Source organism: Agarivorans sp. MS3-6 (genome assembly GCF_054112545.1).
Genome location: NZ_CM134202.1, coordinates 3,410,353 through 3,422,305, shown reverse-complemented (window position 1 = coordinate 3,422,305; position 11,953 = coordinate 3,410,353). Strand labels below are relative to the sequence as shown.

The following is an 11,953-nucleotide window of genomic DNA, read 5'->3' as shown; positions in this document are numbered from 1 at the left end:
GAATGAGTGTCAAAAAGCGATGAACCCAGAACAGAGTATTAGAAATCGACAAGCCTTGCAGCCTTATAAAGACAGTATTAAGCGATATATTCGATCGGCGATGCAATTAAAGGGGGTTCAATACAAATATTTGTCGGATGAGTTAGCCAAGCGAGACATTGAAATGAAAGAAGGTAATCTTCGTAGTAAGGTGTATGCAGGCACCCTGCCCACTGATTTATTTATTGTATTAGTAGAAATTTTAGACATGCCAACACAGGCACTGAGCGACATCATCGCCAATAAAGACAAATAGTAAAACGATGTTTACTTCATCCACAGCAGCTTATAACCCATCGGCATGTTTAGTTGGTGGAAGCCATCACCGTTAATCGTTCGCTATATCATTAGTGATTGAGCAATCAGCACAATATCGACCTATGACGCTGGTATCTCAAAGTGCATTAAAACGAAAAACTCTTGGCACTATCGGGCCTAAAACCACCTCTATGAGCGGCTGTCTTTGCGCTAAACAGCAATACGAGATCTTATTACCTCCAGAGTGCTCAGCAAATTATCGTCTAATAATGTAAACTATCTTTACAAAATCCTATGGAGTTGTTCTAAACGAGGACCAATGAATACCAATAAAGATAAATATAGTATCGATAATACTGATTACACAGTCGGACAAGATAACGTTCAAAAGTGGGGTTTTGATGTACATAACCCGGTTTTTGGGATTAGTGCTTCCTTGATAGGCGTATTCTTAGTTGCCATATTGCTGGTTGACCCGGAAGTCTCAAAAGCCGCTTTAGACGGGATCAAATGGCAAATCATTGGCGCCTTTGACGGCTTGTTTATGTGGTCAGCCAACATTTTTGTGCTTTTTTGCTTAGCCATGATTGTCTCTCCCTACGGAAAAATTCGCTTAGGTGGCGATGAAGCCAAAACCGATTATTCGATGATGTCGTGGATTGCCATGCTCTTTGCTGCAGGTATGGGAATTGGCTTAATGTTTTGGGGTGTTGCAGAGCCTGTCGCTTATTTCACAGGTTGGTACGAAACACCACTTAATGTAACCGCCAATACACCAGAAGCCGCCAAACTCGCACTGGGTGCGACCATGTTTCATTGGGGCCTTCATCCATGGGCTATTTACGGTGTTGTGTCGCTATCGCTGGCATTTTTTGCTTATAACAAAGGCTTACCACTTTCAATGCGTTCGGTATTCTACCCTATTCTGGGTGACCGCACGTGGGGTTGGCCAGGGCATGTTGTGGATATTTTGGCGGTGCTAGCCACTTTATTTGGTCTGGCTACTTCTCTGGGGCTTGGGGCTCAACAAGCCGCTAGTGGCTTTCACCATGTATTTGGCATGGATAACGGCTTACTGCTGCAAATTGGCATCATAGTTTTTGTGACCCTATTAGCGGTGGTTTCGGTCGTTCGTGGTATTGATGGTGGCGTAAAAGTAATCAGTAATATCAATATGCTGCTAGCACTAGCCTTGGTGGTATTTGTTGCCTTGGTGACCTTTGCAGTATCAATGGGAACCGTGCCTACGACCATTATGGGCTACCTTGAAAACATTATTCCTCTGAGTAACCCGATCGGTCGTGAAGACCAAGCTTGGATGCATGGCTGGACTGTTTTCTATTGGGCATGGTGGATCTCATGGTCACCTTTTGTTGGTATGTTCATAGCGCGTATCTCACGCGGTCGTACTATTCGTGAATTCGTTACCGCTGTTTTAATCGTACCTACGGTTGTTACTACACTGTGGATGTCAGTATTTGGTGGCGTTGCGATAGACCAAATCGTCAACAAAGTGGGCACTTTAGGCGAGCAAGGCCTAACAGAAGTTCCCTTGGCTATGTTCCAGATGTTTGATGCCTTGCCAATGGGAAGTATCTTGTCACTATTAGCCGTTGTGTTGGTATTGGTGTTCTTTGTAACCTCATCAGACTCGGGTTCATTAGTGATTGATAGCATTACATCAGGCGGTAAAGTTGATGCTCCGGTTCCTCAGCGTATATTCTGGGCGACCATTGAAGGGGCAATTGCTGCGGCACTAGTATGGGTGGGTGGCACCGAAGCCATTCAAGCCTTGCAAGCTGGCGCTATATCAACGGCCTTACCGTTCACCATTATTTTGCTGGTGATGTGTGTGAGCTTGCTAATGGGCTTACGTACCGAAAAACGGTTGCGTTAATCGCTTAACCATTACTCTATAAAAGCCGAGTGACGATGAGTCCTCGGCTTTTTTATTTTCAATATTGTGCAGCGGCCGCTCTTATAGCCACAGTTTGTTAATTGGCGTATCCGCGCTGAAATGGTAATTGATCTGTGCTTGTAGCAACTCAGCGGTTGCAATGGCATCAGTCAGCGCATCATGCGGAGGGTAGATGGGCAAGTTGTAGCGCGCTCGGCTGTTAGCAAGACGAATTGAAAATGGTTGAGGCTTTTTAAACCAGTCGATAATCTTTTTTGGTCGAGCTGCTTGAATATCCGCCTCAATTTGCATGGTATCTACCAGTGGAAAAACGATGCCTTCGTTAATCAAGCCACGCAGTGCGGCATGCAAAAAATCACGCTCAATTCTGCGGTAATGCACCACCACAACCTTACCCGCTAACTCATCCAACAATTGCTCTAAAATACGCAGTAAACTAGGCGCTCCCTGCAAATCAGAATGGGTAATGCCATGAATGACGATCGAGTCTTCTTGGAGCTTGTCTTGGGGGGTGACAAACCAATGTTTAGCCTCTCTACAGGCTATTCGTTGTAGCGTAAATGGCACCAAGCCAATGCTAATTATGCTGTTTTTTTTAGCATCTAGACCGGTCGTTTCAAAATCTAAGGCGACAAAATCAATATCCTTAAGCTTTGTTTCCGCCTGGTAAGTGCCCACATTATAAAACTTACGTAAGCGGCTATCTTTGCTCTCCAAGGCCTTGATTTTTAAAAATGCTTGCCAATTTAAAACTTCTTGATTAGTGATATTGGGCATTATTTACCCTGCTGCATACTATTGGCCGTATAGCGAAACTTCAAAAAGTTTTGCGCGCTACTTAATACTAGAAAAGCATCTTTCAAATTACGCCTTTCAAAATCAGACATATTTTCAGGCTCAATATTGTTATCTGGTTCTTGTTCGTTCTCTATGTCTAAGGCTTGATGGCGAATACGCACTAAAGATATCAGCTCCATCGCATGTTGAAGATCTTTACCCTTTGATGGCGGTAATATCCCCGCTTCAATAATGTCTTCTAAGCGATCGAAGGAGTTCTGCGATTGAGAACCTATCGCCAAGGCATGCACGCGAATAAGGTCAGCTAAAGGCGCGGTACCACGTCGCTTCAAGTTAATTGAATTTTTATGCCGACCATCTTTTTCCATTACAAAATCTTTAAAAAATCCGAGTGGCGGTGTGCGGTTTAAGGCATTTCTAGCAAGACAAGCTAGAAAGCGATTGTTCTTTTTGGCTTTTCTAAGGATGAAGGCATTTAAATGTTCAGCCCATTTAGGTCTGCCATAGACACCATTTAGATCGAAAAAAATCGAGCTATTAAGCAGTGCCTGCGGATTGGGGTTATCAATCCAATCAGAGAAACACTCTTCCCATTGGCTTTGGGTTTTTCGAAACTCAGGATTAGTCGCCATGATATCGCCTGTACAATAGGTGTAACCACAAGCAGCTAAACCATCACAAACATAAGTAGCCAGCTGTTTAAAATAGTCACCATGCTGTGACTCCTGATATTGGTCACTTAAAATAATGGCATTGTCTTGATCGGTTACGATTAGTTGCTCATCACGTGCCATAGACCCTAATGCCAAGAAGCAATAAGGCACCGGCGGCGGCCCTAATTTTTCTTCTGCTAACTCAAGCAAACGCTGCTTAAAACTTCGGCCTATTTCCGACATGGCCCGCCCCACCATATGCGAATTAGCATCTTCGTTAACCATACGCACGAAGCAGTCTTTAAGTTGACTCGATAATAAAATCAGATCTTCAATGCTGTTTTGCTGAAAAATACTGCTCACTATTAACAAGCTGTTTTGAGATTCATAGCGAATGATATCGGTAACTTCAATCAAGCCGATGGGTTGCTTATTCTTAAGAATGGGCAAGTGGTGCACGTTATAGCGAAGCATCAATAACATGGCTTCAAAAATATAGGCGTTATGATCTAAAGAGATAAGCTCGGTAGACATCACCTCTACCACTTCGGTATCAACATCTAAACCCTGCGCAATGACTTTGGCGCATAAATCGCGCTGAGTGATAATGCCCACAAAGCTATCCCCCCCTTCATCAGCAAGATTAGGGTTATTAATTAGCGCTGCCGAGACATTTTCTTCAGACATGATTTTGGCCACTTCTTGAATAGTCGTGGTAGATGCCAGCATCACCGGTTCGCCGCTGAGTATAGTTTTCACCTTTGAGGTGGTGAGTGAGTTGGCATCGTCGCTATTTTCTTCAACTGCTTGCTGCAATCGAATAGTCCCTTCAATTTCGACAAAGTCAGCAAACACATCATAGCGCTCACAAAACTCCTCAAAGATATGCTGCGGTATGCAGTACAACAGCGTGTCTTTAATAGACTTAGCGGGAAAACGGACTTTATTGTTAGTTAATAGTCCCATCTGCCCAAATAAGCCTCCTTGATCAAGTCGGTTATAAAGCTCACCAGTACGACGATATATCTCAACGACCCCACTGCGGATCATAAAGAGATCATGTATTTTATGGCCAAATTCAATGATCATGCTATCGGCGCGGTAGTATGAGATTTCGACGCTTTTTGACACTTCGATTAAGGCTTCGTCAGGTAACTTGTCAAATGGCGGGTATTGGCAGATGAAATTTCGAATCTCAAGTAGCTCGACTTTCATTATTCGCTCGATATTGAAGATAGCGTAAATAGTTAACCGTTAGTATATGGCATCTGCGGCTGAGTTGCAGTTAGCTTGGCCCTCAAATCACTATAATTAATGTTCAATTTGCACGCCAAAAGCCGCCGACTAAACCTAAGATAAATAGCGTCTAGTTGGACGTTCGATTGCCTTGTTTTCAACTAATAGAATTAGCCACAAAACAGGAAAAACCAAACCATCAAACCCAAAGCGCCCAATATAGCTAAAGCATGTTTATTCTAAACAAGCATTAACCGTAATGGGCGCGGATATCTGGCTAGCCGCTCTAAGCTTACATCGAGAGCTTTACAAAATAATCTCAGCGAGGACAAAGCCTATCATTACCGAGCTAGCAATGGTGACAATACCGGGCACTACGAAGGGGTGATTAAATACCCACTTACCAATGCGAGTCGAGCCAGTATCATCCATTTCAACTGCCGCCAACAAGGTTGGGTAGGTAGGCAATACAAACAGCGCGCTTACTGCCGCAAACGAAGCAATGGCAGCCTCAGGGCTAACGCCCAACATAAAGGCCGACGGCATTAACGCAGCGGTAGTGGCAGCTTGCGAGTACAACAGCATACTGGCAAAGAATAGAATTAGCGCCAGCATCCACGGATGTCCTTCTAGCAAGCCTCCCGATAGCGATTTAATTTCTTCTATGTGACCCGATACAAAGGTGTCGCCCAGCCAAGCTACGCCTAATACACATATACAGGCGCTCATGCCTGATTTAAAAGTCGCGGCATTAAGTACTTCACCGGTATCTACTTTACAGAACATCGCAATGGCGGTGGCGGCGGTTAACATAAACACCATAATGGCTTCATTACGAGGCAGGCTTGGATTCTCAATTAGCCCTACCGCATCACTAATGGCGGTGGCATAGAAAACCACAGCCACAATCGCAACTAAAAAAATCATTACTGAGCGCTTGGCCCCAGCAGGTAACTCTGTACTAGTGGCATCACGACGGCTCACTAAACCATGCGCTAAGCGTTCTTGATAAATAGGATCGTCTTTTAGCTCTTTGCCCATAAACTGAGCAACAAAGGCACCTATCATACAGGCAATAAACGTAGCAGGAATACAGATCATCAATAAGCTGATATAACCCACACCTTTACTTTCTAACATGCCACTCATCAGTACAACGGCTGCAGAGATAGGTGAAGCTGTTATAGCAATTTGCGAGGCCACTACCGCAATACTGAGCGGGCGAGATGGCCGAATACCCTGCTCTTTTGCCACTTCTGCAATGACTGGCAAAGTAGAAAATGCGGTGTGCCCGGTACCTGCAAATAAAGTCATAATGTAGGTAACAATTGGCGCTAAAAAGGTGACTTGCTTGGGGTTGCTTCGTAACACTCGCTCGGCAATGTTCACCAAGTACTGTAAGCCACCAGCAACTTGCATAGCCGCAATCGCCGCTATCACCGACATAATAATCAGGATCACTTCAATAGGAATAGTGCCCGGAGCCATACCTAAACCTAAGGTGAGTACTAATACCCCTAAGCCACCAGCAAAACCAATACCGATACCGCCTAAACGTGCGCCTATAAATATGGCCGCTAATACCACCAGCAACTCAATTGTTATCATAAATCCTCCCAAGCTCTAATTGCGACGCACTTTACTTCAAACTCAACCCAACCAATAGATGATCAAATCAAACAAACAAGAAAAATCAGACTTAAACACCAAATCTTATTAATTTAACAGACTTAATAACCAATAATTTGGTAAGGGAAATATCATCTGCCGTTAACTTAAATGCAATATTTGTTAGTAAGACTAGCATTAATTATCTGTATGTAATGATTAAATTTTTGACAAAATAATGATAGAAATTTGCCAAGCAGATCCTAATAGCAAACAGAGCCAAAAACTAATTGGTGCCTTGTCGGCTTCACTATTAACGTTAAGTGGTACACCCGCCTTTGAATACTTTAACGAAAGCGAATTTAACGATGAGAAAGCGATATTTTTATTAGCAAAGCGTAACGGGATAGCCATAGCCTGCGGAGGGTTTCGTTATCTACAACCAGGTACTTGTGAAATTAAACGGGTTTACTCGCATCAACGCGGAGTGGGTAAATGGGTGTTAAAAGAACTGGAGATACTAGCGCTGATAAAGGGTTACCAGCACATTAATTTAGCCACCCGCAAAAGTAATACTCAAGCTGTTCAGTTTTACTTAAAACACGGCTATCACTTCACCGCACCTTTTGGGCCTTACGTTCACCATAAGCACTACGTCAGCTTTGCCAAAACTGCTACGGCTGTTCAACAACAATTAAGCACAAAAAAAGCGCAGTTAAATTACTGCGCTTAGTTGGTTTACTAACTCTGCATTAAGAAATGCGGTTAATTAACTTTCTTAACTCACGCATTGGCGTGGGCTCGTCGTCAAAGAAGTTTTGCATTCTCAATAAGGTTAATCCATCGTAACCCGGCGCACGCGTTAAGGCTCGCGCCATTTGCTTCCATCCTTGTTCGCCATAAAGCTCGCCAGCGAGGGCATTTTCACCCATTAGTGATACTTGGCATTCATCGGCGGCATCTGCCATCCAATCAACGAGGTCAGCGGCACGCGAGTAGCCTTCGTAGTCTTTGTTGATCATCTCCAAACAAGTAAAGTGGATTGCAGCTCTAGACTGCTTACCTTCAGGCAACAGGGCTTTAAGTAAACCCAAGTATTCCTGCTGATTAGTGCTGCTTAACGTAGGATGCACAGCAATTAAGCCGGCGGTAATTTCAGCTGCACGTGGTAATTCAGGGTCACTCACTACCCAATGGATTCCTGGGATCTTAATACCAATAGGCACTTGGCCAAACGCGTCATCGTCAAACACACTTAAGGCGTTTTCAAAAATACGACGGCCATGGGCCACTAAGGCTTTGTGATACCAAGTAAGAAACTCCCTCGCCCACGCGTTATGGATATAACGCTTATGACTAAATAGCCATTCTGCATCAGGAATGTCGGCCTGTTCAAAGCTTTCCCAAGTAAAACCAAAGCTACCATTTAGCGCGGCAATACTATGGTACTTTTGCTTCAGATAATTTAACCAATCCTGCTTAGCTAAACGACTGTAACACTGCAAGGTACCGCGGTTAGGGTAATTACCCCAATCATGCGAATTGTAGCTTGGGTAACGTAATTCACCCGCAGGGCCTAAGCTGACGTTGATCTCGTCCATTAAACCGGCTTGGTTTATGTAGTGCTGCTTAAACGCTTCCATAAAGCGCTGGTAATAGGGCATCACAAACTCATCAGCCCATAACGAGACATACTCCATGGAAGCATCGCCCGTTTCTGATACGTACTGTAAATCTTGTACCGAGTTAAGCTGGTCATTGCTTTCTAGCAACCGGCCCCATAACCAAAGCGGAATAGCTTGCATGAAGTCGTCATTCACGTTGCCGCCCGCTTGGTGGAAAGACAAAATCGGCACCCATTGCAAACCTAGGCGTTTCAGCAAGGCCACCACTCTATCGTAGTAACTCCAATCAAACTTACCGGGTTTATCACCTTCTACTAATCCCCACCAAATGTCGGTAGAAATGGCGGTAACTCCAATGCTACGTAACTGTCGTAATTGGGCTTCAAACTGCTTCCAATTCTCTTCGTCGAGCATTTGTTTTTGATTAGCCACTTTAAGGTGAAGCGGACCCATCACTCTAAATTGCTTTTTACCAAGCTGTTTGGTTTCAGCGACTTGATATTTAAACTTGTTAAGTTGCGACAAACGCCCTTTAACTATCGCTTGCTCGTTGAGCTGCGACATATCGTTGAAGATCCAGCCTTGAAAAGCGCTACCGTGAAGTACCGAGTGATACAACTGATCCCAACCAGGGTGACTAGACAGGGCTTGCGGCTGAGCATTTTGTACCAAAGCGGGTATTTTTAACTTACGTATAGCCGTCAGCAAGGCCTGGTTCACCCGAGTAGCATGGCTCGATTCTGCCCCAGTGGCTACAATCAGCAAACGGCCATTAGCCTGTTTATGCCAGAATTCTAATTGCTCAATCTGATAATCTAACAATTGCGGGCGGTCTAGCCATGGCTGTGGATTTACGCCCGTTAAACAACCTAACCAAGGATGGTCGCTGGCAGTTAACTCAGGTAAAGGAAGGTTCAAACATAACTGACTATCAGCCCAGCTGTTAATAAAGCAAGCTTGCGCCTGTTCCAACATGTTACCCACATAGCGTTGCCAGTTTTTGGCATACCAAGTGTTGAATTCTTTGAAGCAAGTATTGCTAGTTTTAGCTTGATAACACCGACTTAGATTTTCGCTAAGTTGCTGCTGCCAGGGGGTATCGCCACCAAGCTCCCACAAACTTAGCCAAGCTTGCTCTGAGCCATATTGCTGTTGCATGTCGGCCGCTAAAGCCGCTAATGCGGTAGGGCTAAAGCTTTGATAAATAGGCTGACCATCGCGTTCGCCCCATGGTAAACAGGCATCACCGTTCGGACCAAGACCCAGCAAAATAGCTTCACAGCGTGGAGCAAACTCACTCATATGCTCAGCAAAACAGCGCATCCACTGACTAAAGCTTTCGATTAAGCCAGCTTCTGCCCACATACTGGGACTTTGGGTATTGTCGCGGCCGTATTGGTTTACATATTTAATCGCATCTGCACTTTGCTCAGCGGGCAACTTAGCCAGCATAGAACCCCAAAACCAATCGGGCAAACGCTGCTCAACGCCTTGTTGAGTATCAGAAGAAAAGAACAATTGATACTGTAGCTTAAAGCCGTGAGAGACTAAATGTGCAGACAAACGCTGCAACGAAGACCAATAAACTTCTTCCTCTAATTGCTCTGCGCTAAAAGGAGCAATGTAGCGCCAATGAACAGGAACAACGATTGCGTCAACACCATTTTGACGTAAGTTACGAAGTTGTGGAGATAAGCCCTGGAGCTGGGCTGCGGTGCAAGAAGCGGCATATTCGGCCAGAGGTAAAGACCCCTTCACCCAAGCTTTGCGCGCTGTTATCGGATTAGCCATTAGTAGCTTACTCTAAAAAAACTGTGCTAGTTATCCCTAGTCCGCTGCTTAACAGCAAGGCTGCAAAGCCTTTCAGCTGACAAAAAGGAGACATAGATCACATTATGTGTATTTGTAGTGTAACCGAAGTCGCCAATTTTCCAAGTTGATCTGAGATAAGCGGCAACGATAAAACCCGCTAAAACCGAAAACCACTTTATAGCCAGCGACGAACCTTGCCACAGTATTGCTGATAGGCTTCACCAAAATGTTCACGAAGCGCTACCTCTTCTGGCTTTATTTGGTATTGGTTAATAGCATAAACAAACCAGGCAATACTGAAAAGACTCAGTATTGCTTGCAGATGCAAGCACCACGCTAACAACAACATGACCAAACTTAAATACATTGGATTACGGCTAAAGCGATAAATGCCGTCAACCAACAGGTGTTTACTCCGTTCAGGATGATGGGGGTTAATAGTGGTTCGCGCCTTAAAAAAACCAAACACGCTAATTGAGGCGATACCACATGCCAGTGTAACAATAGCCCAGCGTAAGCTTATCAGCCACTGCGGAAAATAAATGGCGATAAAATGATGATTCAGCCAGCTAAAAACATAAGCCAAGCCCATGGCCATCATTAACCAAACCGGAGGGGGAATTAAGAGTTGCATGCGTGTTAGCATAACGAAGCCTTGTGTGAGAAAAAAGGATAAGCAATCATCAATGCGAGAACCAAAATGTTTATTCACCTTGCAGCAAGTTAAACATTAGCCAAACAATCTCAAGCCTTAGTTAATCATGCTCTTCAGCTTTTGCTGGGTCAATGTTGCTTGGTTCCGCAACTTGAAAAATGTAATGTCCGCGGCTGGTAATGGCTGAGTGAAACAAATTTTGAAATGGAAACAAACGCCTTTTAAGATAGTAAGTAAAACCTGCAAATACCGCGCTTAGTAGCAAATTTATGATGCCTTCTAACTGATTAATATAAGGCAAACTTTGATAAACCGAAAAGCCTGCAAATACCATTAACAGCAAATAGCCATTTGGCGCATTTTTGAAAATCATAAATATAATCAGCAAAGGGATAAGCGCTGGTAACAACAAGGCCATAAGTAAAGGAACACTCACTTGCTCTGCGGCCATTAAACCAAATACTAATTTACTCAACACCATAAACTGCAATACCGCTAACAATAGTGCTTTTTGTTTAGCATATTTGTTAAGTGCCTCGCTATCGGGTTGGCTGGCTAACACTCGAGTAACTCGGCGTAAATTCCAATCTTGCTCTACCGCATAATCGTAGATTTCTTGTTTGCTCTTGCCTTGGGCAATCAGGTTTTTAATGTGTTTCATTGTCACTCCTCTAAACCACATAATGTAACCGAGTTAAGCAACAAACAACATCTGCTCGCTAGCAAACACAAAGAAGCATAAGTTAAAAAGAAGATCCTATAACAAAGATCGAGCGCTGCCCCAGCAGTTCTGCTGGTATCCGAAAAACCACTGAAGATAGCCATTTTCGGTAAACTTATGCACAAAAGACCAAGTTATTAACATTTGCTGAGCCTGTGTAACCAATCAATCGAATTAATAGAAAATATTCGCTAACTAATAAAAAGCTTATTCTTCAAAGGAAAACATACTAGTAGAACAGCGCTAAGCGCTAATAAAAAGAGTATTAAGTAACCATGATGCACTAAATGCGTTCTTCGACTTACAAAAACTAAGGCCTTGTTATGTTTTTAACTTGCGTAGTATCGCTTCTTAATCAGTCAGTTAAAGCCAAAAAGGGCCAAAGGTGTGTTTTGGGCTATCAAATTTTAAGGCTTAACTGTCAAAACAAGCATACAAACAACTTTCGAATTTTGTACTTATTTTTACGAAGCAAAAAAAGTCAACGTTAGTTGACAGAGAAGCGACAAAAAAGAATTTTTTACTAATTTTGGGTGACATTATTGACGCTGAAATTGATAACGCTGTAAGCCACAGTACAAATAGCATAGCGAATTTTATCCACAGCTTTGTGCACTGTTTTTGTGGGAA

General features: G+C 43.6%; 9 protein-coding genes. 3 read left to right on the top strand and 6 right to left on the bottom strand.

The window, feature by feature from the left end:
- Window positions 1-19: 19 nt before the first annotated feature.
- Window positions 20-295, top strand: coding sequence for a DUF6471 domain-containing protein (locus tag ACVFI8_RS15740; RefSeq protein ID WP_248712639.1), 276 nt, complete (start codon window positions 20-22; stop codon window positions 293-295).
- Between the two features lie 321 nt (window positions 296-616).
- Window positions 617-2,194 carry a BCCT family transporter gene (locus ACVFI8_RS15735; RefSeq protein ID WP_457871880.1) on the top strand — a complete coding sequence of 526 codons (1,578 nt, stop codon included), beginning with the start codon at window positions 617-619 and terminating at the stop codon, window positions 2,192-2,194.
- 81 nt (window positions 2,195-2,275) lie between these two features.
- On the opposite strand, the gene ACVFI8_RS15730 is transcribed toward ACVFI8_RS15735, so the two are convergent.
- The 3 genes from ACVFI8_RS15730 to ACVFI8_RS15720 all read right to left on the bottom strand — a co-directional run bounded on the left by ACVFI8_RS15730 (window position 2,276) and on the right by ACVFI8_RS15720 (window position 6,510).
- Entirely contained in the window at window positions 2,276-2,992 is a 717-nt protein-coding gene (locus tag ACVFI8_RS15730) for a 3'-5' exonuclease (RefSeq protein WP_248712641.1), read from the bottom strand.
- Window positions 2,992-4,881: a DUF294 nucleotidyltransferase-like domain-containing protein gene (locus ACVFI8_RS15725; protein WP_248712642.1), complete on the bottom strand. Its 1,890-nt coding sequence runs from the start codon at window positions 4,879-4,881 to the stop codon at window positions 2,992-2,994. The genes ACVFI8_RS15730 and ACVFI8_RS15725 overlap by 1 nt, the downstream gene beginning before the upstream one ends.
- 327 nt (window positions 4,882-5,208) lie before the next feature.
- Entirely contained in the window at window positions 5,209-6,510 is a 1,302-nt protein-coding gene (locus ACVFI8_RS15720) for an anaerobic C4-dicarboxylate transporter (protein ID WP_457871879.1), read from the bottom strand.
- Between the two features lie 238 nt (window positions 6,511-6,748).
- Here ACVFI8_RS15720 and ACVFI8_RS15715 point away from each other — a divergent pair, with 238 nt between their 5' ends.
- Entirely contained in the window at window positions 6,749-7,243 is a 495-nt protein-coding gene (locus ACVFI8_RS15715) for a GNAT family N-acetyltransferase (RefSeq protein ID WP_457871878.1), read from the top strand.
- A 19-nt stretch (window positions 7,244-7,262) separates the two neighbouring features.
- Here ACVFI8_RS15715 and ACVFI8_RS15710 read toward each other — a convergent pair whose 3' ends face one another.
- From ACVFI8_RS15710 to ACVFI8_RS15700, 3 genes are all read right to left on the bottom strand, one after another.
- Window positions 7,263-9,926 carry a family 14 glycosylhydrolase gene (locus ACVFI8_RS15710; protein WP_457871877.1) on the bottom strand — a complete coding sequence of 888 codons (2,664 nt, stop codon included), beginning with the start codon at window positions 9,924-9,926 and terminating at the stop codon, window positions 7,263-7,265.
- 196 nt (window positions 9,927-10,122) lie between these two features.
- On the bottom strand, window positions 10,123-10,593 hold the full coding sequence (locus tag ACVFI8_RS15705; protein WP_248712646.1) for a methyltransferase family protein: 471 nt from the start codon (window positions 10,591-10,593) through the stop codon (window positions 10,123-10,125).
- 109 nt (window positions 10,594-10,702) lie between these two features.
- Window positions 10,703-11,263, bottom strand: coding sequence for a hypothetical protein (locus tag ACVFI8_RS15700; RefSeq protein WP_248712647.1), 561 nt, complete (start codon window positions 11,261-11,263; stop codon window positions 10,703-10,705).
- Window positions 11,264-11,953 lie beyond the last annotated feature (690 nt).